Here is a 22,187-nt window from a genome sequence, read left to right as displayed (position 1 = left end):
GACGGAGACAGAGGAAGGGACAGAGGAAGGGACGCAGCCTAAGCCCGCCCCGGCATCGGCGTCCACACCGCGGCGCAGCGCACCCACCCTGATCCCGGGGCGGTCGGGCTATATCTTCGGGGCCGGGTTCATGCCCGCACCGTTCTTCGACGGCCTGCTCGGCAGCGCCAAGATCCGCGAGGTCATCCACCCTTACGATTCCGGGCCCGAGCCGCGCTACACCCCTTCGCGGGCGTTGGCCGAGTTCGTCCGCTGCCGCGATCTGACGTGTCGCTTCCCCGGCTGCGACAAACCTGCCACTACCGCTGACATCGACCACACCGTGCCCTACCCGCTGGGACCCACCCACGCCTCAAACCTGAAGTGTCTGTGTCGTTTTCATCATCTGCTGAAAACTTTCTGGGCCGGCGCGACCGGATGGCGCGACCGCCAATACCCCGACGGCACTGTCATCTGGACCGCGCCCACCGGGCACACGTACACCACCCATCCCGGCAGCCGCCTGCTGTTTCCGACTCTATGCAGGCCGACCGGCACGCTGTGGATCGGCGACCCACCCCAGCCACCACTCAGCGACAAGCGTGGGGCGATGATGCCCAAACGCCGAAACACCCGCGCCCACAACCGGGCCCGCTCCATCGAAGCTGAACGCCGCCGCAACCGGCGAGAACGCGCACCACGAAGTGATGATTCGTCGGAATCAGCCACCCGATGGCGCGAACCCGACTACGGCGACGACCCTCCGCCGTTTTGAGCTCAGCCGTCGTTGCTGCGGGCCTCGGCTCCTGATTCGCCGGCGTCGAAGGCGTCGTCATCGCCGGCTCGCCCCACGTATGGACCTTCGCTGGGATCGTCGGTGTCCTCGGCCGCCCGTGATCCGGCCACCTTAGGGTCGGCTTCGACGTCGGATTCGGCCTTCTCGGAATGGGGCTCGCTCATGCGGGCGGCATGCCCGGATGTGAGGGGTTCAAACTTCTTACCGCACGTGTGACGAGGACGTACGAATCGTTTGGAGGAACTTGCGTCGGGTATGACCCACGGCATGGCTGACACCGCGACACCCGTGCGCGCGCTCGCGCTGGTCTGCAGCCTCACCCGGAGTCCGGGGGAGAGCAGCAGCGCGATGATCGCCGAGCACGTCTTCCAGACCTTGCGGGAGCAGGGCGTGGAGTGTGAATCGGTGCGGTGCGTGGACTTCGACATCGCGCCCGGCGTGGAAGCCGACATGGGTGGCGGCGACCAGTGGCCGCAGATCCGTCAGAAAGTTCTGGACGCCGACATCCTGCTGATCAGCACACCGATCTGGCTCGGCCATCCGGCGTCGGTCACGCAGCGGGTGTTGGAGCGACTGGACGCTGAGCTGTCGAACGAGGACGACCAGGGGCGGCCGGCGATGCTCGGCAAGGTGGCCCTGGTCAGCGTGGTCGGCAACGAGGATGGCGCCCACAAGGTGGTCGCCGACGTCTTCCAGGGCCTCAACGACGTCGGCTACACCATTCCCGCGCAGGGCTGCACGTACTGGAACGGACCGGCGATGGAATCCGGTGATTACAAAGACCTTGACGAGGTGCCCGAACAGGTGGCCTCGGCAACCGCGGCGGCTGCGCGTAACGCCGCCTACCTGGCGCGTGTGCTGAAGCAGTCTCAGTACCCGCCCTATCAGTGAGACGACCCGTCAGCGAAAGGAGCATCATGCCTGACACGTCACGAGATCCCGTCGATCACGCCCGTACCACTCGCCAGCATGCCGGCGAGACCATGAAAGCAGGAGCCAACGCTCCCGGTTTGATCGCGGTGGGACTCGGTGTGCTGAGCCTCGTGTTGGGGCTGTTCTCGTTCGCCAACGGCACCACCGCCGCCGGCATCGTGGGCGTGGTGGTCGCGGTACTGCTGATCGGTGGTGGGCTGGCCTGGCTGGCCCGCACGCATCGCAAAGTGCAGAAACAGCAGGCGGATTGGCACGAGGACCATCCTGAGGCGCACTACGAGCCGCCGACGAGCTGAGCCCGGAGGGCCTCGGTCTGCGCGTCAGGCTGAGGCCAGCCAGGGCATCCCGGCGGTGACCAGTGCTTGGGTGGCCGTGTCGAGCGTGGGCTGGATGACCGGTGCGAACTTTGCAGAATGGTTCACCGGGATGTCCTGTTCCACCGTGCCGGCCTCAATGGCGTTCCGGTATGCGGTGGCATCGATGCCGCCGACACCCCAGTACGTGTAGGGCGCGCCGAGCGCCGCCGGGATGGCGCTGAAGTCCTCGCTGCCCGCGCCCTGCGGTAGCTGCACGCATCGGTCGCCGAACTCTGCCGAGAAGACCTCGTGAACGCGGCCGGTGGTGGCGACATCGTTGTCCGTCAACGGAAATCGATCGAAGAGCTCGAACTCCGCCTCTCTGGGCGACCGGGATGCGACGCATTCGGCGTTGACGATCCGCTTGACGGCGTCGATGACGGACGTCCGCGTGTGTTCGTTGTAGGTGCGTATGTTGAGCTGCAGCACGGCGTGATCGGGGATCACGTTGCTCTTGCTGCCGGCGGCGATACTGCCAACGGTGAGCACCACGGGTTCCGTCGGGCTGATCTCCCGCGAGACGACCGTCTGCAAGCGCACGACGATCATCGCGGCGAGCACCACGGGGTCGACGGATGCCTGCGGCATCGAACCGTGACTTCCCCGGCCGAAGACGGTGACGCGCATGCTGTCGGCGGACGCCATGAACGGACCGGCGTGCATGCCGACGATTCCGGCGGGGAACGGCATGACGTGCTGTCCGAGGCATACATCGACGTGGGGCAGCAGGTTCGCCAGTCCGTCGTCGACCATGGACTGCGCTCCGTCGCCGGTCTCCTCTGCCGGTTGGAACAGCGCGACGACCGTCCCGTGCCAGTGCTGGCGACCTTCGGCCAGGAGGCGGGATGCGCCGAGCAGGGCCGTGACGTGGAAGTCGTGGCCGCACGCATGCATCACCGGTACCTCGACCCCGTCCCGGTTGGTGCTGCGCACGGTGCTGGCGTACTCCAGTCCGGTCGCCTCCTGCACCGGTAGTGCGTCCATGTCGGCGCGGAGCAGCACCGTCGGGCCTGGGCCGTTCTCCAGTACGCCGACCACCCCGGTTCCGCCGACTCCGTCATGAACCTGGTAGCCGGCGGCGTTCAGGGTCTCGGCCACCTTGCCCGCGGTTCGGTGTTCCTGATGTGACAGTTCGGGATGACGGTGCAGGTCACGGTAGAAGTCCTCCTGCCAGGATCGGATTTCCCCCAGGCCGTTGAGGACGGCGGTGGCGGCAGTCTTTGCAGCGGTCATTGGGGCTCCTGCCAAGCGGGTATCAACCGGAGTTGCCTCGAACGGACTTCCGTAAACGGGCCGTCACACTATTCGTGCGCTGACGGACGGTCGCCATCTTTGCGTCCAACGAAAAGCGCTGTGGCAGTGTCGCTGACGGCCTCGGGGATCTCGTTGCGAACCGGCCGAACCAGGGTCCCGGTGTGGCGCAGCGATGAGTTCGGCGCTCTGATGCAGTCTGATCGCCATGGGCAAACTCATCTATGGCTTCAACGTGTCGGTGGACGGATACATCGCCGATGCGCAAGGCAACATCGACTGGTCCGATCCGAGCGAGGAACTGCATCAGTACTGGAACGACTTCGAGCGGGAGACCGCGCTGGCGTTATACGGGCGGCGACTCTACGACCTGATGTCGGCGTACTGGCCGACCGCCGACCAGGACCCGGACGCATCGCCGATCATCCTCGACTTCGCCCAGATCTGGTGCAACATGCCCAAGGTCGTGTTCTCGAACACCCTGGAGTCCGTCGACTGGAACTCCCGGTTGGAGCGTGGCGACCCGGTCGAGGTGGTGACGAGGCTGAAGGCCGAAACCGACGGTCAGATGGAGGTGGCCGGCGCGACGCTGGCCGCACCGATCGTGCAGGCCGGACTGGTGGACGAGTACCGGATCGTGCTCGCGCCCACCGCCGTGGGCGGCGGCATCCCGTTCTTCCCGACACTGCCGTCATGGATCGCGCTGCGACTGTTGGAGAACCGCACCTTCCCGTGCGGCACGGTCCTGCTGCGCTACGAGGCGAAACGCGACTGACTGTCGCTGCGGGCGCACAAATGGCGGGAATGCACATACGTGCGAGGATGTTGACGCGACCAACACACGTCGACCGGATCGGAGTCGGGTGATGCAGCGACCGCATCAGGTGGTGGTCCTCGTGCTCGAAGGGGCGCTCCCGCTGGACGTCGGGATCCCGGCGGAGGTGTTCCACCCGGAGTCGGGGTTCGGATACGAGGTGTCGGTCTGCGGGGTCACCGCCGGAACGGTGCCGGCGCACGGGGGCTTCGGCTACGCGGTCCCGCGGGGCCTGGACGCACTGGCCGACGCGGACACGATCGTCGTCCCGGGGTACGCACCGGCGGGCCGGCCGATACCGGTGGAGGTTTGCGAAGCACTCCTGGGCGCCGCATCCCGCGGGGCACGCATCGCGTCGATCTGCTACGGCGCATTCGCCCTCGCGGATGCCGGACTGCTCGACGGACTGCGGGCGACGACGCACTGGGATGCCGCGGAGAAGCTCGCGAAGCGGCATCCGCAGATCACGGTCGAACCGAACGTGCTCTTCGTCGACGAGGGATCCATCCTCACCTCGGCGGGCGCCGCCGCTGGTCTCGACCTGTGCCTGCACATCGTTCGGTGCGACCTCGGCGTGGGTGCGGCGAACGAGATCGCACGAGGGCTCGTCACCGCGCCCTACCGGACGGGGGGTCAGGCGCAGTACCTGCCGAAGACGAACGCGGCAGCCCATGGCGAAACCCTTGCCGCGACACGCGAATGGGCCATGGCCCGGCTTGACCAGCAGCTCACGATCGCCGCACTCGCCGAGCACGCGCGGATGTCGCCCCGCACGTTCCTGCGCCGTTTCGCCGAAGAGACCGGCAGCACCCCGTTGCAGTGGATCCTGCGGGCGCGGGTCGACACTGCCCGCGAACTCCTGGAGAGCACGAGGCTTTCGGTCGACCGCATCGCGGAGGAGGTCGGCTTGGGAACCGGATCGAACCTCCGGCTGCATTTCCGCCGGCTCCTGGATGTGTCCCCCTCGGAGTACCGCGCTACCTTCTCCGGGCGGAGCTGAGCACCGCGCTCATCACCCGATCGCCTGGAGGGTTTCGCTACGAGAGGCGGGGAGCGCAACAGTTTCGCCCGCTACATCGATTGCAACCTTGCCGTGGAGCACATACGACTGCCTGTTTTCCAGGATTTCATGCGCCTCGCTCATTCGGGTGAGCGGAAGAGTCGCACCGATGATCGGCTTCACGAGACCGCGCTCGACCAGCGTGGTGAGCGCGTCCAGCTTTCCTCGGTTCTGCCGGGTGAAGACGAAGTGATAGGCGGCGTTCTTGCCCCACGCCTCGATGAGGTTCTGCGGCTGCGCGATGTCGACGATGCTGACGACACGTCCGAAGTCGGCCAGCGTCAACGGGCTTCGGGTGAGCGCGTCGCCGCCGATCGTGTCGAAGACGACATCGACGCCCTTGCCCGCCGTCAGCTCAGCCACGGCATCGACGTAGTCCGTCGACGTGAAGTCGATCGCCGCATCTGCTCCGAGAGAGCGCACGAATTCGTGATCGGCGGCTCTCGCGGTGGTGATCACTTGTGTGCCCATCGCTTTCGCGACCTGGATCGCGATCGTGCCGACACCGCCCGCGCCTCCATGGATGAGGATCGTCTCTCCCACGGTGAGCTGAGCTCGCGTCACCAGGGCCTCCCAGACGGTTCCGCCGACGAGAGTCAGGCTTGCCGCCTCCAGGTGACTGATGTTCTCCGGCTTTCGTCCGACGAGGTCGACGTCGGCGACGTGCTGCTCGGCGTAGGAGCCGGGGCCGCCGAAGATCTGGGGCGTGTAGTACACCGCATCGCCGGCGCGGAACTCGGTCACGTGGGATCCGACTTCCTCGATCACGCCGGAGATGTCGTGCCCGATGATCGCCGGAAGCGGCACGTGTTCCGGGTAGTCTCCGCGACGGATCTGATAGTCGAGCGGGTTCACGGCCGTCGCATGGACGCGCACCCGTACCTGGCGGGGTCCGACCTGCGGTACGGAGACGTCGCGCACCTCGAAAGCGTCGGGCCCTCCGAAACGGGTGAGCACAACGGCTTTCATCGGATCAGTCATGTCGGTGTTCCTCATCGTGGTGGGGGCGCGCCAGGGACGAACGGTTCTCTGAGTGTCGCGCAAACAACCCACACACTCCAGTGGCGGGAACGCCAATATCAGCGAGGATAGTGACACGCGCGTCGCGCGGTGCTCGCGTGGATGGTCGCAGCGGTAGCCGATGCGGTGGTCTGCTCGTTGCGAGGAACTGTGGCGAGCGCCCGGGTTTTGCCGCATCGGGGTGACGTGGGAAAAGAATTGGATGTGGATGTCGGCGGGTTGCTGTCCGCTGCAGCTGACAGCGTCACTGTCGCCGCTGATGTGCTCGCCGGTGGCTTTGAAGGTGCTGTGAGTGCTCGCCCGAGCGGTGCCGGAATCGCTGCAGTTGAAGCGGCAAGCGCCGCCGCGCGCATGCGTATCTCTGATCGCATTGCCGGTCAGGCCGGTGATGTCGCGGCGGCAGGCGATCGCTATGACGCGACGGACGGGGGCAGCGCCGACGCTATCTCGGTGACCATGTGAGCCCTGCGGCCGCACCGATGGGTATGCCTAGCAGGTCGGACGTCGAGTCCTGGGACAGCTCAGACCTCGATGCGGCCGCTACCCGCTGGCGGACGGTGGCGGCTGCACTGGAATCCGCGTTCGAGCAGCACAGGCAGAACATTCTGACTCCGGGCGGCACCACATGGGAAGGTGACGCCAAAGATGCCGCTCTGGACCGCGTAACTACGGATACTTCGGTCGTACGTCGGCAGGGCGATGTGCATCGTGAGGCTGCCGGTATCGCCAGGCGCGGCAGCGAGGACATCCAGTCCGCACGCAGTCGAGCGCTCGAAGCCATCGCCGAAGCCGAACAGGACGACTTCACCGTAGGTGACGACCTTTCCGTGACCGACAACCGTGCCTACGACGAGGAGACTGCTGCCGCGCGCATGACGGCTGCGACCGAGCACGCCGAATTCATCCGATGGCGCGCTGAGCAGCTCGTTGCCACCGATGCCCTGGTTGGGCGGCAGCTTGAAGCGAACGCTGCTGAACTGGAGGGAATTCGGTTCGACGGTGGTCATAGTGGCAAGACGACCGATCCGACGATCCGGTTGGTGGACAACAAGACTGAGGACACAGGTTCTCCGAAGGAGTCTTCGGGCAGCAGGCGGGAGCCGCCGTTGGAAGGGATGCTCGGCGAAGGCAAGACCACAGAGGGCCAACAGCCGTCCAGCCTGGACGAGGCGTTGACGGAAGTCGCAGGGAAACCTGTCGAAGCACCGCCCACGGCGTTGGAGCGCATCCTCAAGCAGCACGGCGGAACCGGCAGGGGCGAGGATCGCCGGTACACGCAACATCCGTTGGAAGCCCCCATCGTTGGTGCCGATCCATCGGTGATTGGCGATCAGCAGGCCAGGGTGGACGCTGCGCATGAGAGCGTGGCGTCGGCTCAAGGCGCGCTCGACGATGCGCTGGCTCAGTCCACGGTCGCCGGTGCGGGCGCCGGCCCTACCCGCGACCAGCTCGACGCGCTGGGACAGGCCTTGTTCGTTGCGCGCGGTGAGGTGACGAGTCAGACCGAGGTCCTGGAGAATCTCAACGCGGCGGCCGGTGAAGTCGGTCAGGGGCGCGTGCCGATCCCGGCACTTCCCGAGAATGCCGATGTACAAGCTTTTCCGCAGGAGCCTTCGGCGTTCGCCGAAGGTAGCCGCGCTCTGAGCGAAGGCAGTTTCGGGTTGATCCCCGATGTCGCCCACGACATCGATGTCTTCCGAAATTGGAGCGACGCCTCAGTCGAGGATCGAGTGGGTGCCGTGCTCGACGTGGCCGGCGCGGCACCTATCCCCGGCGGCAAGTTCGTCACAGAGGGTCTCGAACACAGTGTTGACGCCTTCAACGCCGGTCGCCACGTCGACGACGCTCTGGACGCCGGCAGTGCGGGAACACATCATCTACCCGATACGCCATCGGCTCCCCATGTTGGCCACCCGCCAGACGCAGCTGGATCGCACGGTGGAGGCGGTGCCGACGTAGGTTCGGTCGGGGGCTTCGGGTTTGAGGACGCCGGTGCGCTTTTGCAGAGCAGTGAAGGGAATGGGGGACACCTCATCGAGCGTCACGTTGGAATGACCGCTGACGATCTAGCAGCACGTATTGAGTCGACTGGCCTAGAGGTTGTTTCATCTTTCGCAACACCTGATGTAGCGGCAGCCGCTGTTAGTGCCGCCTTCCGCGAGAATCGGGAAGTTTTAAGCAGCTGGATCGCAGACGGCGCACCGCGCAAACTCGAACTGGACGCACCCTTCGTGGGCGGCGCAATACTGGAAAAAGGAGCGAACGAGACCGTGGCAGGGAGCACAGTTAGGGTCGTCCTCAAAGGCGACGGAAATGGCGGATGGTACGTGCTGACAGGGTTCCCCCAGCCATGAACGACGGTTCAGTATCTCGCGAGCTGTACCAGTTTCTCGCCACCAATTTTCACCAGGACTGGGACCTGGAAGCCGACGACTGGCAGGGAATCGTTGACAACTATGTCGACGAAGACCCGACTCCTGCACCCCTGCTGCGGCTGGCTGAGCAGATTGACGAGCTCCGTAAATCCCGTCCTGAGCCACAGCTGAAGGAATTCCTCGTTCGTCAGGTCGGGGTGCACTACGGTCCCGCACCGTTGACCTACGACGAGTGGCTGAAGGAGGTCGCGAACCGCTTTCGCGGGCGTGTCGCCGAGGCCGGCCCCGGCATTACACCTCCACAGGTTTGACGACGAACTGGTCGGCGTGATGCGGGGATGGCTATGGACGACGGTTCGATCTCGACTGAGTTAGAACAATTTTTTGGCGCATATTTTCACCAGGATTGGGACCTGGAAGCTGACGACTGGCAGGGAATCGTCGACAACTACGTCAACGCGGACCCGGTGGCCGAACCACTAAGGACGATGTCTCGAGAGATTGATGAATTATGCGCGACCCGTTCTGAAGCGGACCTAGCGCAGCTTCTGTTGCGTGAGGTCGGGGTGTGCTACGACCCGCGACCCGAAATATCGTTCAAACCGTGGCTCGGGCAGATTGCGGCACGGCTGCGACAACACGCTGCGGCGATCAACTGTGGTGCGTCCGCTCCTACCGTCGAGAACGGCCTCCACGGCCACTAATGGTGCCGAACAGGGCGGCGCCATTGCCCATCTTGTGCACAGACACCTCAGGCACGCGGCTGAGGGCTGCAGAGGAGCCGCGCAAATGCCGGGTGGAGCCGAGCCGCCGACGTTGCAGCGTGGCCCTGACTGTCGCCTCGGACTTATCGCCAATCGGTCATCGCCATAAGTTCGGCGAGGTCGGGAAGCGCCGCACCAACATTGATGCCGCTAACGATGATTCAGCGGCGAGACTTCGCGATCGCCAGGCTGTCACGATGGTCCAGAAGGCCCATCGATCGGGTGGATGGGACGTGTCGACGGGGGATGATGGAGTAATGACCGAAAACTCAGTCTCGCGTCCCTTGTTGCACCTCTTCCTGGCGTACTTTCATGAGGACTGGGATCTGGAAGCGGCCGACTGGCAAGGGCTGCTCGACGGTTATGTTCGTGACGAAGAACCCGACGCAGAGCTGCTTCGACTGCTAGCCAATGAGATCGATGATGTGAACCAACCGTCGATCAGAAGCTGACATGAGGACGTTTATGACGCACACGTTGGGCGCCAAGTACAGCTCGCTGCCTGAGATGTCGTATGAAGATTGGCTCAAGCAGGTTGCTGCGCGGCTGCGCCAGCACGCCGCGACGATTGACAGTGGTGCTGCACCTGCGCCGCCCACCGTTTGAGATCGACTCGGACGACTCTGATGTGATGGCAATCAACGTCCGATAGCACGGCATCTGCCCACTCAGTGCGGCCGGACATGATGCCTAAGTGCCGACAGGAGTGGCCAATTCATGAGCGAGCATCCGGTATCGGGCCTTCTGAATCATTTCTTCGGCGCGTACTTCCACGAGGACTGGGTTCTGGAAGCCGCCGACTGGCAAGGGGTTGTCGACAGTTACGTTAAGGATGAGCGACCCTCTGCGGACCTGCTTCGATCGCTGATCCACGAGATCGATGACCTGAATGCTGAGTGCGGCGAACCCGATATGGAACGACTCGTGACACGCACGTTGGGGGCCAACTATTACCCACTGCCAGAATTCACCTACGCAGAGTGGCTCGCGCAGGTCGCTGAACGCCTGCGCCAGCACGCCGCTGCGCTCGATGGTGGTGCTGCCCCGCCAACCGCATGAGAACGAATCGATCGATTCTAATGTGATGCATGGCCTCAGCTTCGGATGGCCATGAACGACGGTTCGATTTCGACTGAGTTAGGCCAGTTTTTCGGTGCGTACTTTCACCAGGACTGGGACTTGGAAGCTGACGACTGGAAAGGACTAGTCGACAACTACGTCATCGGGAACCCTGGATCAGAAAGCCAGCGCCAGATTGCCCAAGAGATCGACGACGTGCGCACGGCCCTCTCTGAAACCGCTCTGGCGCAGTTCCTGATACGCGGAGTCGGCGTCTGTTACGACCCGCGGCCGGAGACCACGTTCAAAAGAGTGGCTCGGGCAGATCGTGTCACGCCTGCGCGAGCACGCCCGGGAGATTGATGGTCGTACTGCGTCGCCTGGCGAATGAGACTGGCGTCCGGCTCGTGGCAAATTCCTGCAAAAGGCGGTCCAACTTACACTGCCGTTATAGGCTGCACGCCAAGGGATTCGAAGAACAATTGCGGGGATACATGCCGACTATCGGAGGCGTCTCGCATGTCTGAGTACGCAGCACTTGCGAAGAAATGGGTCGAGGTCACAGAGAAAGTTGCCGCAGGTGCGTGGGACGGCATCGAGTGCCCCAAGAATGCTGATGCCGACGTGTTGATCGAGATCCGTAAACAGAGAACCGGCACCGACGATGCACGGTTTGAGTACTGGATCCATTGCCCGCGATGCGGTGCTGAGATCTACTTCCACAGCAAGGATCATTACAGGCCGGTGCCGCATTCAGCCGATTGAATTTCATGCTTTCCACGCAGCTTTCCGAAGGAGCAGATAGCGCCGGGCTATATTCCGAAAGCCCAGGTACAGGGCGGATGATCGCCGCGAGTCGCGGGGGCAAGTTCAGGGCGTAACTACCCGGAACGAGTGAGCGGGTATCGACGACCACTGGCACAAGGGGGCAAAGATCCGGACGGAACGATGCGCACCGAGAGATCTGCGGTCTACGGCAAGTTTCGCGGTGGCGTGTCATGTCAGGCGGGTGGACACCACCGGAGCTTCGCGGACAAAGAGCCTCCCAAGCAAGCCGGATACGCAACCCTATCTGAACGGACTCATTGCGGATGTTCATCGCGGGGAGTAAGTCGACCCCCAAGGGAGTGCGGAAACTTTCGGGTCGGTCGCCTAGCAGTGGTTCGCCACCCAGCAGCACCGTAAGCCGAAAACTGGGTCTGCTGCACGAATAGGTGCATCTTGACCTGACCGACCGTTTGGGTTCCAGATTCGATGACTAACTGACAGCCTGTACGCCCCACCCACACGATCGCCGGCCTGCGTAGCGAGCCGTCCCGGCGACGCCCAGCGACGCGGATTTGCTCGGCCGCCCCCAGACGGTCGAGTTGGTCTTTCGCCCAGCTTCTGGTCATCACAACCCCACCATCGCCATTCCGGCGCTGTTGTACCGGTCGCCGTGCACCCCGACCCGTGAGGCGAGAGCGTCAAGGTCGGCGACCTCGTCGGCCGACAGCGCAACCCGAGTGGCTTCGGCATTCTCGTCGATCCGGCCGCGGCGGCGGGTGCCGGGAATCGGCACGATCCACCGCTGCTGGGCGAGCAGCCAGGCCAGCGCAATTTGACCCGGCGTGCAGCCCTTGGCGTCGGCGAGCTTTCGCACCTCGCTCACCAATGCCTCGTTGGCGGCGATGTTGTCGGCGGCGAATCGGGGGATCGTGGCGCGGATGTCGCCGACCGCGAATTCTGAAGAGGCCGTCACGGTTCCGGTCAGAAACCCCTTGCCCAGCGGGCTGAACGGCACGAAACCGATGCCGAGTTCGGCGCAGGTGGGCAGCACCTCGGGTTCAGGATCCCGGGTCCACAGCGAATACTCGCTCTGCACCGCCGTGACGGGATGCACGGCATGGGCGCGTCGGATGGTCGCGGCCCCGGCCTCCGAGAGCCCGAAGTGCCGTACCTTGCCGGCCTGGACGAGTTCGGCGACCGTGCCCGCCACGTCCTCGATCGGCACATCCGGGTCGACCCGGTGTTGGTAGAAGAGGTCGATGACGTCGGTCCGGAGCCTCCGCAGCGACGCGTCGGCGACTCGCCTGATCTGGTCGGGGCGCGAATCGGTGCCGACCGTCTTCCCGTCGACGATGTTCCACCCGAACTTGGTGGCGATCGCCACCCGGTCGCGCAGCGGCGCCAACGCCTCGCCGACAAGTTCCTCGTTGACATACGGCCCGTAGACCTCCGCGGTGTCGAAGAACGTCACTCCGGCCTCTTCCACCGCGTAACGAAGAACGCCGATCATGTCGTCGCGGTCGCCGGGATTGGGGCCGTAACTTTGCGACATCCCCATAGCGCCGAGACCGATGGCCGAAACCTCCAGTCCCTGGCCGAGCGTGCGTGTGTGCATGAATCCTCCTCAGGCTTCCGGTATATCGATCCCGTAGGTCTCACGGGTGATGGCCTCGGGCTCCGGGCCCCCGCGGATGCCGGTGTCCAGTGAGTCGATGGCAGCCAGTTGTTCGGCGCTCAGTTCGAAGTCGAAGACGTCGAAGTTCTCGGCGATCCGCGAGGGCGTCACCGACTTCGGGATCACCTGGCGGCCCTGCTGAATGTGCCACCGGAGCATCACCTGAGCCGGCGTCTTCGCGTGCGCGGCGGCGATCTCGCCGATCACGGGGTTCTCAAGCGTCGAGTTGTGCGAGCCGTCCCGGTAGAACGTGATGCCGCCGATCGGCGACCACGCCTGGTTGAGAATGCCGTGCTCGGTGTCGAACGCGAGCAACTCCGACTGCCGGAAGTACGGGTGTACCTCGATCTGGTTGACCGCCGGCACCAATTCGGTTTCGGTGAGCAGCTTGTCGAGATGGGGTGGCATGAAGTTGGAGACGCCGATCGCGCGGACCTCGCCGTCGGCGTAGAGCTTCTCCAACGCCTTGTACGCACCTACGGTGAGATCGAATTCGCCGGGGAGAGCCTGGTGCAGGATCAGCAGGTCGAGTTGCTCGACGCCGAGCTTGCCGGCGGCCTTGTCGAACGCGTGCAGCGTCTGGTCGTAGCCGAAGTCGCTGATCCAGACCTTGGTCTCGATGAAGACCTCGTCGCGGGCCAGCCCCGATCGGCGAATCGCTTCGCCGACCTCACGCTCGTTGCCATACGCCGCAGCGGTGTCGACGTGGCGATAGCCGGTCTGCAGCGCCGTCTCGACGGCAGCGATGGTTTCACCTGGTGGGGTCTGGAAGACGCCGAAGCCGAGCGCGGGTATCTCGACGCCGTTGTTGAGAGTGAAGGTGGGGACGCTCATGTCATCGACGGTAGGCCTCATCGAGGCTCTTGAGGCAGTGCCTGGTCAGCGGGTATCGGAGTCGACGAACATCGAGTCAAGGTCTGAAGCGCGAAGAGGCAGCCATGCTCGCCTGGGGTCGGTGAACTACTACTCGAGGACGGACTACGGCAGTCCTGCGCGTACGTCAGAAGGACTGCTCGACGCTCTCGCATCTGCTGCCGCCGCTCGGCAGCCATCTTCTCAGCGTGGGCTTCAGTGTCGTGCCAATGCGCTGGGTAAGTCCATCGAGAGCGCTGCGGTGGTCAGGACGCTCGGACGAGGCCGAATCGGCCTGAATTATGCTCTGAACGCACAAAGCCCCCATAGCCCAATTGGCAGAGGCAGCGGACTTAAAATCCGCCAAGTGTCGGTTCGAGTCCGACTGGGGGCACTGTAAATCCGCTGGTAGGGGCGTTTTCTGGTTTAATGGATCGGCTCTCAAAGCCGCCTTCCGCGCCGGGATCCCACCGCCCGCCGGGGTAACGCCGGGGCGAGCGGCCCTCTCGGGGTCACGCGAGTTGCGGCATCTTTCCGCCATCGTCTACGTCTTGATCGTCGGCGGGGGTGTAGCTGGCGTTCGTGGTCACCTGCATGACGGCTGCCGCTCCACGGTGGCGAACACCAACACCGAGCCCCCGCGCGTCAGCCTGCGGGTTCGCCGGGAGCCGTTGCAGATCGGCATGATCGTGCTGCTGGTGGGTGATCAGGATCGCCGAAAGGCCCGTGACGCCCTCGAAGCCGTGGGAGAAGTTGCCGGGGTCGATCAGCACGGTGGCGCCCGGGACCCCCCGCCATCACGCACGAATGGCCGAAGTGTGTCACTTGCACGATTCGATTGTGCGCCCGCGAGCCGCCCAGTGGCAGCGGTCAGACGTTCAAACCCGGAACGTATGACCACCTCTCGTCAGTGAACGAGAGAATTCGCAATTCGGCCCAAGAATCCTGATCGTCGTCATACATTCTATGGATGAGTGTCCGTGCGCCCAGCTCCGCTCCCAATGTCTTCGACGCCGGCCTGCCGACGTTCACGTACAGCTTCAACGCCACTCCGCACGACATTCTCGACGATCTGCGAACGGCGCAATCCCGCGCCCCCATCGCCATCGGCCCCCTCGGCCCGGAGATCCTGTCCTACGAGTTGGCTCGGAACATGCTGCGCGACAACAGGTTCAGCATGCCTCCCGGCATCACCCTGGCGGCGCAGGGCATCACGTCAGGCCCGTTGTACGACAAGATCACGAGCAGTCTGCTCGGCCTGGAGGGCGCACCGCACACCCGCTTGCGCAAACTGGTTTCCAAGGCGTTCACGCCCCGCGCGACCGCACGTCTCCAGGACACGATCCACGACGTGGTGAACGGGCTGATCGACCGCGTGATGGACGCCGGACAGTGCGACATCGTCACCGACATCGCGCGGCCATATCCCACGCCGATCATCTGCGCGCTCCTCGGTGCGCCCCGCGCGGACTGGCAGCTGTTCTCCGAATGGACCGACGAGATCTTCAAGGCGTTCAACTTCCAGCCCGACGCCACCTTCGATGAAGCCGCGATCATGCGGGCATGGGGCGAACTCGACGCATATGTCGACGACATGGTCGCCGCCCGCCGGGAGAATCTGACCGACGATCTGCTCTCGGAGCTCATCCGCGCCGAAACCGACGGCGACCGGCTGAATCTCGACGAACTCCGCATGCTGGTGGCCGGCTTCCTGATGGCCGGAACGGACACCACACGCAACCAGCTGGCCGCGTCGGTGTACGTGCTCTGCGAGCACCCGGAGCAGTGGGCGAAGTTGGGCGAGCATCCGGAGCTCGCCATGCAGGCGGTCGAGGAGACCATGCGCCACTCGCCGACGGGCTGCATCGTGCCGCGGACCGCCGTCGTGGACGCCGAGTTCGGTGGTTACACGTTCCCGGCCGGGACCTTCGTCTTCGTCAATACCTATGCCGCCAACCGTGATCCGGCGATCTATGCCGACGCCGATCGCTTCGACATCACCCGCAGGGACACGCCGGGGCTTCTGACCTTCGGCGGCGGCGCGCACTACTGCCTGGGGGCGAACCTCGCGCGCCGGGAGCTGGCGGAAGCGCTGGCCGTCCTGACCCGGCGTCTGGCCGCACCCCGCCGGATTGGCCCGGCGCCGTGGAAATCCGTCCTCGGGATGACCGGTCCGACCACGCTGCGGATCGCCTTCGACAGCGAACGGCTCGTGACCGCGGATGCGTAGTCGAGGCTGGGCGGGCTCCACACCCGACTCGGACGAGGAGGCGATCGCCCGAATCCTCGATGCCGTCGACGAAGTGGTCGCCGAGTACGGACCTGCGATACGCCTGGCCGACGTCGCCCGGACACTCGGGGTGACCCGCCAGACCGTGTACCGCTACTTTCCCAACGCCGATGCGCTGCTCATCGCCAGCGCCATGCGCGCGGCCGACGGGTTCATCGACCAGCTTGCAGCACACGCCCGCGGACTCCGCGACCCGGTCACCGCCGTTGTCGAAAGCGTCGCGTTCGGCATCGAGCACCTGAGCGGCGATCCACAGCTGGAGAGCTTGCTGTCGCGACGGCAGGACGGCGGCGCCCTCACCTCGCTGACCTCCGACACGGCGACCGCCTTCTGCCTGTCGATTCTCCGCCGTCTCGATGTGGATTGGCATCTTCACGGCTTCGACGACGCCGCGCTCGGCGAGCTCGCCGAAATGACCCTGCGCACAGTGCAGTCCATCCTGACCGATCCCGGCCACCCGCCACGCGACAGCAGCGCACTGCGCCGCTTCGTCACCCGGTGGCTCGGTCCGGCGATCCTCTATCCACGGATGGCGTCGCTGTCGGTCCGCTCGCTGACTTCGGCCGATACCTGAACTCCGACAATGCGTATGCCTCGGGGAATCGCAGAGTTCAACAAGCGCGTCACCAATCCGGCGGCGCGCGCGATCACGCCGTGGCTTCCGAGTCTCGGGACGCTCGAGCATGTCGGGCGCAAGTCGGGTAAGCGGTATCGGACGCCGCTGTTGGTGTTCAAGACCGATGGCGGCTACGCCATCCTCATCGGCTACGGCCCGCAGACGGACTGGCTGAAGAACGTGCTGGCCGGCGGACCGGCGGTGCTGCGCAAGCGGGGCCGGGCGGTCGCCCTCACCAACCCGAGGGTGGTGAGCAAGGCCGAGGCCGCGGGCCTCGTCGTCCCCCGTTCCCGGCCGCTGTACCGAGCGTTTCCCTACAACGAGGCGGCACTGCTGCTGACGGATGCGGGCCCACGCCGAACTGGCCGCCGCACCGGGGGAGCCGCGGGGAACTGACGGGCCTGGGATCTACCCGCCCGAGGAGGACGCCGGCCGGTGTTTCTCCTCGGCGATCACCTGGTACCACGCGCCGGGCGCGTAGTACTCGTCCCACTGCGCCGGCTTCTGGAACGACAGCTTCAGGACACCGTTGTCGAGGAACTCGTAGGTGTCGTCGTCGCCGTATTCACCGGGCTGTTCGTGGCGTCCGAACTTCACTCGAAATGACATAGGGCGAGCCTTGCACGATGGCTGCCCGCGGGAGAGCGTAAAGCCCGGACCGTCTCATCTTCGTGAAGGAGCCCGGTCACCCAGCCTCGCGCCGCGGCACGATCATCGTCGGCACCGGCGAGTGCCGGAGTATCTTCGCTGCCGCCGACCCGAGGAACACCTGGGCGGCCTGGCCTGCTGCCCCCGAGCCGAGCACCAGGACGTCCCCGGCCTCCCACTCGACGGCCTCCACCGCGTCCCGCCATGTCGCCCCGGCACCGATCACCACGTCGGCAGCGACCACCCCGACCCCCGAACGGACCTTCTGCAGCTGACCGATGATGTTGTCCTGGGTCCGCCGTGCCCACTGCTCCACCACGAGGTCTTCGGCCGCCGTCTCGATCGAGCCACTGAACATCGTCACCGGCCGCACGGTGAACGACGCGATCCGCAGCCGCGCCGACCACCGCTCGGCGAGTTCGGCGGTCGTGGTGACCAGCCCGACCTCGTCGGCCTGCCCGCCGTAGGCCACGGTCAGCCGCTCCACCGGCGTGCTCTGGGCCGGGTAGCCCCGCGGTGCGATGGCCACGGGAACGGCGGCGGTATGGACGAGCCGGTCGGTCACGCTGCCCAGCGTGATCCGGCCCCGGAGGCCGGAGGACGACGAGCCGACGACGACGATGTCCGCGTTCATCTCCGCCGCCAGTTCGGTCAGCCCCTCCGGCACGGAGCCGGCCTGGTGGACCATCGCCCACACCTCCAGACCCCCGGGGAGCTGGTCCACCATCTCCTTGAGCGACTTCAGGGCCTGCACGCCAAGATGATCCAGGTACTCACCTTCGAGCGGATCCAGGCTCCGCGGCCAGTGCCGCTCCACCACCGCCACCGCGACGATCTTGTCTCCCGTGCGGCCGGCTATCTGGGCCGCCAGATGCAAGGGTGCCGGCCCGTGACCGCTGGCACTGAAACCCGCGATGATCGTCATCGCGGAACCTTGTTGCTTTCAACCGACTTCGCGACCACATGTGTCACGGGCACATCGAACTGGATGCGGGCCCGATCCACCACGTCGAAGCGCTGCCACACCGAGAGCTCCGGTGGCAGTGTCGAGATCACGATCTGGTCGGGACCGAATCTCTCGACGGCGTCTGCCAGCGCACGCAGCGGACGGTAGTCACCCAGTTCGCCGTCCACCTCCCGGGCCTCGCCGCGCAGCGCGGTCAACGTGATTTCGAGGCGGGCTGCCGCAGCTTCCTGCGTGGCCTCGGTGACGTCTCGTGGACCGTGCGTGGCCGCAGCCCCGGTATCGATGGGATTGGCCGGCACCACCACCAGATACTGTGCGTCCCGGTCGGCTCCGATCCGGTTCAGCTCCGCGAGCAGCTCGTCGGAATCCACGGTCTGGTTGGCCAGCACCAGCACGCGGTGCGGCGTTCCGGCCGGGCCGCGGTCGGTGTCGTCGGTGCGCACCGGCCGTTTCTTGACGAACCACTTGTTGGCGGCGAAGAGCAACAGCACCACACCCCACGACAGCAGGCTCAGCACCAGCTGCGAGCGCAGCGCGGGGTCGATGAACATCTGTACCAGGATGGCCACGATCCCCAGCGCGGTCAGCACGGAAAGCACTGGGAAGAGCCACATTTTCACGCGCAGCTCGGAGTCCGGTGTGCGGTAGCGCAGCACGATCTCCGAGATCGCGATCAGCAGGTAGACGAACAGGATGATCGCGCCGCTGGAGTTCAGCAGAAACGCGAAGATGGTGTCAGGGGAGAGCGCCGCGGCGATCACGCAGAAGAACCCCACGACCGAGGACGCCAGGATGGCGTTCGCCGGCACCCCCCGCCGCGTCACCTTGACCAGTGCCGCCGGCGCCTCTCGGCGCGCCGCCAGAACGAACAGCATGCGAGAGGCGGTGTACATGCCCGAATTCAGACAGCTCAGCACGGCGGTCAGTACGACGGCATTCATCACGTGGTCGGCGTACGGAATGCCCATGGTCGTGAACGCCGCGACGAACGGCGACGCGGCCACGTTCTCGTCGTTCCACGGCACGATGAGCACCAACAGCAACACCGCCCCGACGTAGAAGAGCAGAATGCGCAGGATCACCGAGTTGGCGGCTTTGGACACCGCCCGCTCCGGATCCTGGGACTCGGCTGCCGCGATGGTCGCGATCTCCGCGCCGACCATCGAGAAGATCACCGTCACGATGCCTACCGTGATCACGCCGAAGCCCAACGGCATGAAGCCGCCGTGACTGGTCAGGTTCGAAAAGTCCGCCGACTTGTCCGGCCACAGGCCGAAGACGAACGCCGCCCCCAGCGCGATGAACGCGATGATCGCGGCCACCTTGATGCCGGCGAACCAGAATTCGAACTCGCCGTAGGACGCCACGGAGAACAGGTTGGTGGCCGTCATCAGCACCATGAAGATCAGCGCGGACAACCACAGTGGTACGTCCATCCAGTACTGGATGATCTTGGCGCCGGCGATCGCCTCGAAGCCGACGACGATGACCCAGAAATACCAGTACAGCCAGCCGACCGAAAATCCCGCCCAGTGGCCCAGCGCGTTGCGGGAGTAATCCGCGAACGACCCGGTCGACGGGTTGGCCACAGCCATCTCCGCCAGCATCCTCATCACCATGATGATCAGCACGCCGGCCATGCCGTAGGTCAGGAAGGCGCCCGGTCCGGTGTCGCCGATGACCACGCCGGACCCCACGAACAGACCGGCGCCGATCACCCCGCCGATGGCGATCATCGTCAGCTGGCGTTGGTTCAGGGCCTTTTTCAGGGTTGGTGCCGCGCTCATGAGGTACCTCCGCCGCCGATGTGAACCCAGCCCGCCCGGAGTACCCAAACACGGGCAAAGCCACTCGGTTGCTTGCGGTCGAAAGTTCCGGCGGGCGAAGGGACAACGCATTCCGTCCGGATTCCGCTGGCGGCAGGCTTAGCCTGAACGCGGCGGCAAAACGGCCGCCTGCGAAACGACGGGTGAGCCAATGTCGGGAAACCGTCTGGAAAACAAGAGGGTCGTCATCACCGGCGCCGCCAGTGGCATCGGGCGCGCCGCCGCCGAGCTGATGGTCGCCGAGGGGGCCCGGGTACTGATCGCCGATCTCGACGCCGACGCCGCCGCCGCGACTGCTGCCGAGATCGGCGAGGGCGCAGTCGGCATCGCGGTGGACGTGCTCGACGAGGATTCGATCGCGGCGATGATCGATTCCGCCGTCGCCGAGTTCGGCGGCATCGACGTGCTCTGCAACCACGTCGGCGGCAGCAATCCCCGCAAGGACCTCGACCTCCTGCATCTCGACCTTGCCGAGTGGGACAGGACGATGGCGCTCAACGCGCGCAGCACCGTGGTCGCCTCCCGCCTGGCGCTGCCGCACATGATCGCCGACGGGGGTGGTTCGATCATCAACACCGTGTCCGTTGCCGGCCTGGCAGGGGACACCCTGCAATGCGCCTACGGTGCGGCCAAAGCCGCCGTCATCCGGCTCACCCAGTACATCGCCACCCAGTACGGACGAAATGGTGTGCGCTGCAACGCGGTCGCACCGGGCGCCATCATGACGCCCGCGCTGGAGAACAATCTGCCGGCAGAGACGATCGCCGACATCCGCAGCCACAATGCGCTGGACCTGATCGGCGCCCCGGAGGACATCGGATGGGCGATGGTCTACCTCGCGTCCGATGAATCCCGCTACATGACCGGCCAGACCCTGGTGCTCGACGGCGGGCTGACCGCCCAGAGTCCGATCGCGGCCAGCCGGCGGAAGTTGCTCGGTGACTGACCAGGCCCGGTCCTGGCTGGCCGGGGTGGCGGCACTTCTGCTGCTCACCGGATGTTCGACTGCGGCCGAACCTGAACCTGAACCGGAACTGCGTGCCGGGCAGTTGCTCACCGCCCGTCCGCTGACCACCGCCGCGGCACTGCCCAGTGCCGCCGAAACCCGATTGATCACCTACGTCTCCGACGACTCGCACGGCGAACCCATCGTGGTGTCGGGCACCGTCGCAGTCCCGAAAACCGCGCCGCCGGAGGGTGGTTGGCCGGTGATCAGCTGGGCGCACGGCACCACCGGCTACGCCGACACCTGCGCCCCGTCGGCCGACACCGCCGACGGCCTGGTGCACGACTACGTCAGCGTGGTCCGCCCCATGCTCGACAGCTGGCTGACACGCGGCTTCGCCGTCGTCCAAACCGACTACCAGGGGTTGGGCACCCCCGGCGGACATCCCTACGTCGACGGCGTCAGCGAGGCGAACACGGTCACCGACATCGTCCGGGCGGCAAGACATCTCGACTCCGGAATCGGTACCGAATGGCTGGCCATCGGCCACAGCCAGGGTGGGCAGGCGGTGCTGTTCACCGCCCAGGACGGCCAGGACCGCGCCCCCGACCTCACGCTCGCAGGGGTGGTGTCGATTGCGCCGGGCGGGGTGGACATGGGCCAGGCCGTCGACCTCCTCCGCGCCGGCCGTCCCGAAGTCGAGGCGGCCCAACGATTCCTGCCGTTGTTGGTGCTCGGCGCGGCGGTGGTCGATCCGTCGGTCGACCCCGACGCGATCTTCACCAGCCAAGCGCGTCCGCTGCTGACCGCGGCCCGTACCGAGTGCGTGGCCCAGATCGACGCCGTCCCCACCGTGCCGGCGTCTGAGGTGTTGGCGCCCGAGGCGGACCTCGGTGGGCTGCGCGCCTACCTCGACCGTCAGGACCCGGTCCGGCTCACCCCGCGGGTGCCAGTGCTGCTCGTGCAGGGCACCGCCGACGCCGCGGTGTCCCCGGCCGGGGTCGACCAGTTGGCGAAGGCCTTATGCGCCAACGGCGCCGCGGTCGACTACCGGGTCTATCCCGGGCAGGACCATCGTGGCGTCATCGCCCCGTCGGTGACGGACATGCAGAATTTCGTGGACGCCGTGATGAACGGCGATTCACCCGATAGCTGCACGCCCTGACAGACATTTCACAAGCGTCAATATCGA

General features: G+C 65.5%; 26 protein-coding genes, 1 tRNA gene and 1 pseudogene. 19 read left to right on the top strand and 9 right to left on the bottom strand.

What is annotated here, in order from left to right:
* Positions 1–754 (top strand): HNH endonuclease signature motif containing protein (locus MVA01S_RS04045; RefSeq protein ID WP_218006060.1); only part of this gene is annotated, 754 nt, incomplete at its 5' end.
* A gap of 2 nt (positions 755–756) precedes the next feature.
* On the opposite strand, the gene MVA01S_RS04040 is transcribed toward MVA01S_RS04045, so the two are convergent.
* The gene (locus MVA01S_RS04040; RefSeq protein ID WP_003929941.1) at positions 757–939 is read right to left on the bottom strand and encodes a hypothetical protein; all 183 of its coding nucleotides are present in this window, start codon (positions 937–939) and stop codon (positions 757–759) included.
* A 103-nt stretch (positions 940–1,042) separates the two neighbouring features.
* Between MVA01S_RS04040 and MVA01S_RS04035 the strand changes: the two genes are divergently transcribed.
* Both MVA01S_RS04035 and MVA01S_RS04030 read left to right on the top strand, forming a co-directional pair.
* Positions 1,043–1,666: a flavodoxin family protein gene (locus MVA01S_RS04035; RefSeq protein ID WP_086006041.1), complete on the top strand. Its 624-nt coding sequence runs from the start codon at positions 1,043–1,045 to the stop codon at positions 1,664–1,666.
* Positions 1,667–1,692: 26 nt separating this feature from the next.
* The gene (locus tag MVA01S_RS04030) at positions 1,693–2,004 is read left to right on the top strand and encodes a hypothetical protein (protein ID WP_040540949.1); all 312 of its coding nucleotides are present in this window, start codon (positions 1,693–1,695) and stop codon (positions 2,002–2,004) included.
* 24 nt (positions 2,005–2,028) lie between these two features.
* Here the strand turns inward: MVA01S_RS04030 and MVA01S_RS04025 are convergent, their stop codons facing one another.
* On the bottom strand, positions 2,029–3,297 hold the full coding sequence (locus MVA01S_RS04025; protein ID WP_003929944.1) for an amidohydrolase: 1,269 nt from the start codon (positions 3,295–3,297) through the stop codon (positions 2,029–2,031).
* Positions 3,298–3,523: 226 nt separating this feature from the next.
* Between MVA01S_RS04025 and MVA01S_RS04020 the strand changes: the two genes are divergently transcribed.
* Both MVA01S_RS04020 and MVA01S_RS04015 read left to right on the top strand, forming a co-directional pair.
* The gene (locus MVA01S_RS04020) at positions 3,524–4,090 is read left to right on the top strand and encodes a dihydrofolate reductase family protein (RefSeq protein WP_003929945.1); all 567 of its coding nucleotides are present in this window, start codon (positions 3,524–3,526) and stop codon (positions 4,088–4,090) included.
* A gap of 91 nt (positions 4,091–4,181) precedes the next feature.
* Positions 4,182–5,129, top strand: a complete 948-nt coding sequence (locus MVA01S_RS04015; RefSeq protein WP_040540997.1) for a GlxA family transcriptional regulator — start codon at positions 4,182–4,184, stop codon at positions 5,127–5,129.
* 12 nt (positions 5,130–5,141) lie between these two features.
* Here the strand turns inward: MVA01S_RS04015 and MVA01S_RS04010 are convergent, their stop codons facing one another.
* Positions 5,142–6,170 carry a zinc-dependent alcohol dehydrogenase family protein gene (locus tag MVA01S_RS04010; RefSeq protein ID WP_003929947.1) on the bottom strand — a complete coding sequence of 343 codons (1,029 nt, stop codon included), beginning with the start codon at positions 6,168–6,170 and terminating at the stop codon, positions 5,142–5,144.
* Positions 6,171–6,311: 141 nt separating this feature from the next.
* On the opposite strand from MVA01S_RS04010, the gene MVA01S_RS31220 reads away from it, so the two are divergent.
* From MVA01S_RS31220 to MVA01S_RS03975, 8 genes are all read left to right on the top strand, one after another.
* Positions 6,312–6,671 carry a hypothetical protein gene (locus MVA01S_RS31220; RefSeq protein ID WP_144033042.1) on the top strand — a complete coding sequence of 120 codons (360 nt, stop codon included), beginning with the start codon at positions 6,312–6,314 and terminating at the stop codon, positions 6,669–6,671.
* Between the two features lie 95 nt (positions 6,672–6,766).
* Positions 6,767–8,563, top strand: a complete 1,797-nt coding sequence (locus MVA01S_RS30190; protein WP_237024216.1) for an RNase A-like domain-containing protein — start codon at positions 6,767–6,769, stop codon at positions 8,561–8,563.
* Entirely contained in the window at positions 8,560–8,895 is a 336-nt protein-coding gene (locus tag MVA01S_RS04000) for a contact-dependent growth inhibition system immunity protein (RefSeq protein WP_003929949.1), read from the top strand. Before MVA01S_RS30190 ends, MVA01S_RS04000 begins: the two co-directional genes overlap by 4 nt.
* Positions 8,896–8,922: 27 nt before the next feature.
* Complete coding sequence (locus tag MVA01S_RS03995; RefSeq protein ID WP_003929950.1) at positions 8,923–9,288, top strand: contact-dependent growth inhibition system immunity protein; 366 nt, start codon at positions 8,923–8,925, stop codon at positions 9,286–9,288.
* Positions 9,289–9,407: 119 nt separating this feature from the next.
* On the top strand, positions 9,408–9,800 hold the full coding sequence (locus tag MVA01S_RS31860) for a hypothetical protein (RefSeq protein WP_237024215.1): 393 nt from the start codon (positions 9,408–9,410) through the stop codon (positions 9,798–9,800).
* A 265-nt stretch (positions 9,801–10,065) separates the two neighbouring features.
* Positions 10,066–10,407 (top strand): contact-dependent growth inhibition system immunity protein, encoded by a 342-nt coding sequence (locus MVA01S_RS03985; RefSeq protein WP_003929952.1) that lies wholly within the window; start codon positions 10,066–10,068, stop codon positions 10,405–10,407.
* Positions 10,408–10,452: 45 nt separating this feature from the next.
* Positions 10,453–10,770: a contact-dependent growth inhibition system immunity protein gene (locus tag MVA01S_RS03980; RefSeq protein WP_003929953.1), complete on the top strand. Its 318-nt coding sequence runs from the start codon at positions 10,453–10,455 to the stop codon at positions 10,768–10,770.
* A gap of 156 nt (positions 10,771–10,926) precedes the next feature.
* On the top strand, positions 10,927–11,172 hold the full coding sequence (locus tag MVA01S_RS03975; RefSeq protein WP_003929954.1) for a hypothetical protein: 246 nt from the start codon (positions 10,927–10,929) through the stop codon (positions 11,170–11,172).
* 628 nt (positions 11,173–11,800) lie between these two features.
* Here MVA01S_RS03975 and MVA01S_RS03970 read toward each other — a convergent pair.
* A complete protein-coding gene (locus MVA01S_RS03970; RefSeq protein ID WP_003929955.1) occupies positions 11,801–12,790 on the bottom strand; it encodes an aldo/keto reductase in 990 nt (329 codons plus the stop codon).
* 9 nt (positions 12,791–12,799) lie between these two features.
* Complete coding sequence (locus tag MVA01S_RS03965; protein WP_003929956.1) at positions 12,800–13,684, bottom strand: aldo/keto reductase; 885 nt, start codon at positions 13,682–13,684, stop codon at positions 12,800–12,802.
* Between the two features lie 338 nt (positions 13,685–14,022).
* Between MVA01S_RS03965 and MVA01S_RS03960 the strand changes: the two genes are divergently transcribed.
* Positions 14,023–14,096: transfer RNA gene (locus MVA01S_RS03960), tRNA-Leu, on the top strand.
* A gap of 188 nt (positions 14,097–14,284) precedes the next feature.
* Here the strand turns inward: MVA01S_RS03960 and MVA01S_RS31855 are convergent.
* Positions 14,285–14,533, bottom strand: a pseudogene (locus MVA01S_RS31855) (MBL fold metallo-hydrolase); the annotation flags it as partial.
* Positions 14,534–14,672: 139 nt separating this feature from the next.
* Here MVA01S_RS31855 and MVA01S_RS03950 point away from each other — a divergent pair.
* The 3 genes from MVA01S_RS03950 to MVA01S_RS03940 are packed head-to-tail and all read left to right on the top strand — an operon-like array spanning position 14,673 to position 17,004.
* Complete coding sequence (locus MVA01S_RS03950) at positions 14,673–15,932, top strand: cytochrome P450 (RefSeq protein WP_003929958.1); 1,260 nt, start codon at positions 14,673–14,675, stop codon at positions 15,930–15,932.
* Positions 15,925–16,566, top strand: a complete 642-nt coding sequence (locus tag MVA01S_RS03945; protein WP_003929959.1) for a TetR/AcrR family transcriptional regulator — start codon at positions 15,925–15,927, stop codon at positions 16,564–16,566. Before MVA01S_RS03950 ends, MVA01S_RS03945 begins: the two co-directional genes overlap by 8 nt.
* Before the next feature lie 9 nt (positions 16,567–16,575).
* Positions 16,576–17,004 carry a nitroreductase family deazaflavin-dependent oxidoreductase gene (locus tag MVA01S_RS03940; protein WP_051015259.1) on the top strand — a complete coding sequence of 143 codons (429 nt, stop codon included), beginning with the start codon at positions 16,576–16,578 and terminating at the stop codon, positions 17,002–17,004.
* Between the two features lie 12 nt (positions 17,005–17,016).
* On the opposite strand, the gene MVA01S_RS03935 is transcribed toward MVA01S_RS03940, so the two are convergent.
* From MVA01S_RS03935 to MVA01S_RS03925, 3 genes are all read right to left on the bottom strand, one after another.
* Positions 17,017–17,217, bottom strand: coding sequence for a hypothetical protein (locus MVA01S_RS03935; protein WP_144033043.1), 201 nt, complete (start codon positions 17,215–17,217; stop codon positions 17,017–17,019).
* Between the two features lie 76 nt (positions 17,218–17,293).
* Entirely contained in the window at positions 17,294–18,181 is an 888-nt protein-coding gene (locus tag MVA01S_RS03930; protein WP_003929962.1) for a universal stress protein, read from the bottom strand.
* Positions 18,178–20,010: an amino acid permease gene (locus MVA01S_RS03925; RefSeq protein WP_003929963.1), complete on the bottom strand. Its 1,833-nt coding sequence runs from the start codon at positions 20,008–20,010 to the stop codon at positions 18,178–18,180. The genes MVA01S_RS03930 and MVA01S_RS03925 overlap by 4 nt, the downstream gene beginning before the upstream one ends.
* A gap of 190 nt (positions 20,011–20,200) precedes the next feature.
* Here MVA01S_RS03925 and MVA01S_RS03920 point away from each other — a divergent pair, with 190 nt between their 5' ends.
* Positions 20,201–20,995: an SDR family NAD(P)-dependent oxidoreductase gene (locus MVA01S_RS03920; protein ID WP_003929964.1), complete on the top strand. Its 795-nt coding sequence runs from the start codon at positions 20,201–20,203 to the stop codon at positions 20,993–20,995.
* The gene (locus MVA01S_RS03915; protein ID WP_003929965.1) at positions 20,988–22,160 is read left to right on the top strand and encodes an alpha/beta hydrolase family protein; all 1,173 of its coding nucleotides are present in this window, start codon (positions 20,988–20,990) and stop codon (positions 22,158–22,160) included. Before MVA01S_RS03920 ends, MVA01S_RS03915 begins: the two co-directional genes overlap by 8 nt.
* Positions 22,161–22,187: the final 27 nt, after the last annotated feature.

Source organism: Mycolicibacterium vaccae NBRC 14118 = CIP 105934 (assembly GCF_001552715.1).
GTDB classification, from domain to species: Bacteria; Actinomycetota; Actinomycetes; order Mycobacteriales; family Mycobacteriaceae; genus Mycobacterium; species Mycobacterium vaccae.
Note: the sequence above shows the minus strand (reverse complement) of the source record. Positions and strands in the feature narration are given on the sequence as shown.

What these genes read in the sequence shown, in the direction of transcription:
- MVA01S_RS31220 (WP_144033042.1), top strand. Translation starts at nt 6,312, where the DNA reads ATGGTCGCAGCGGTAGCCGATGCGGTGGTCTGCTCGTTGCGAGGAACT.
- MVA01S_RS03930 (WP_003929962.1), bottom strand. Translation starts at nt 18,181, where the DNA reads ATGACGATCATCGCGGGTTTCAGTGCCAGCGGTCACGGGCCGGCACCC.
- MVA01S_RS03925 (WP_003929963.1), bottom strand. Translation starts at nt 20,010, where the DNA reads ATGAGCGCGGCACCAACCCTGAAAAAGGCCCTGAACCAACGCCAGCTG.
- MVA01S_RS03995 (WP_003929950.1), top strand. Translation starts at nt 8,923, where the DNA reads ATGGCTATGGACGACGGTTCGATCTCGACTGAGTTAGAACAATTTTTT.
- MVA01S_RS03970 (WP_003929955.1), bottom strand. Translation starts at nt 12,790, where the DNA reads ATGCACACACGCACGCTCGGCCAGGGACTGGAGGTTTCGGCCATCGGT.
- MVA01S_RS04040 (WP_003929941.1), bottom strand. Translation starts at nt 939, where the DNA reads ATGAGCGAGCCCCATTCCGAGAAGGCCGAATCCGACGTCGAAGCCGAC.
- MVA01S_RS03920 (WP_003929964.1), top strand. Translation starts at nt 20,201, where the DNA reads ATGTCGGGAAACCGTCTGGAAAACAAGAGGGTCGTCATCACCGGCGCC.
- MVA01S_RS03940 (WP_051015259.1), top strand. Translation starts at nt 16,576, where the DNA reads ATGCGTATGCCTCGGGGAATCGCAGAGTTCAACAAGCGCGTCACCAAT.
- MVA01S_RS04025 (WP_003929944.1), bottom strand. Translation starts at nt 3,297, where the DNA reads ATGACCGCTGCAAAGACTGCCGCCACCGCCGTCCTCAACGGCCTGGGG.
- MVA01S_RS04000 (WP_003929949.1), top strand. Translation starts at nt 8,560, where the DNA reads ATGAACGACGGTTCAGTATCTCGCGAGCTGTACCAGTTTCTCGCCACC.
- MVA01S_RS03945 (WP_003929959.1), top strand. Translation starts at nt 15,925, where the DNA reads ATGCGTAGTCGAGGCTGGGCGGGCTCCACACCCGACTCGGACGAGGAG.
- MVA01S_RS04015 (WP_040540997.1), top strand. Translation starts at nt 4,182, where the DNA reads ATGCAGCGACCGCATCAGGTGGTGGTCCTCGTGCTCGAAGGGGCGCTC.
- MVA01S_RS03965 (WP_003929956.1), bottom strand. Translation starts at nt 13,684, where the DNA reads ATGAGCGTCCCCACCTTCACTCTCAACAACGGCGTCGAGATACCCGCG.
- MVA01S_RS04020 (WP_003929945.1), top strand. Translation starts at nt 3,524, where the DNA reads ATGGGCAAACTCATCTATGGCTTCAACGTGTCGGTGGACGGATACATC.
- MVA01S_RS03935 (WP_144033043.1), bottom strand. Translation starts at nt 17,217, where the DNA reads ATGTCATTTCGAGTGAAGTTCGGACGCCACGAACAGCCCGGTGAATAC.
- MVA01S_RS03950 (WP_003929958.1), top strand. Translation starts at nt 14,673, where the DNA reads ATGAGTGTCCGTGCGCCCAGCTCCGCTCCCAATGTCTTCGACGCCGGC.
- MVA01S_RS04010 (WP_003929947.1), bottom strand. Translation starts at nt 6,170, where the DNA reads ATGACTGATCCGATGAAAGCCGTTGTGCTCACCCGTTTCGGAGGGCCC.
- MVA01S_RS03985 (WP_003929952.1), top strand. Translation starts at nt 10,066, where the DNA reads ATGAGCGAGCATCCGGTATCGGGCCTTCTGAATCATTTCTTCGGCGCG.
- MVA01S_RS03980 (WP_003929953.1), top strand. Translation starts at nt 10,453, where the DNA reads ATGGCCATGAACGACGGTTCGATTTCGACTGAGTTAGGCCAGTTTTTC.
- MVA01S_RS03975 (WP_003929954.1), top strand. Translation starts at nt 10,927, where the DNA reads ATGTCTGAGTACGCAGCACTTGCGAAGAAATGGGTCGAGGTCACAGAG.
- MVA01S_RS04030 (WP_040540949.1), top strand. Translation starts at nt 1,693, where the DNA reads ATGCCTGACACGTCACGAGATCCCGTCGATCACGCCCGTACCACTCGC.
- MVA01S_RS04035 (WP_086006041.1), top strand. Translation starts at nt 1,043, where the DNA reads ATGGCTGACACCGCGACACCCGTGCGCGCGCTCGCGCTGGTCTGCAGC.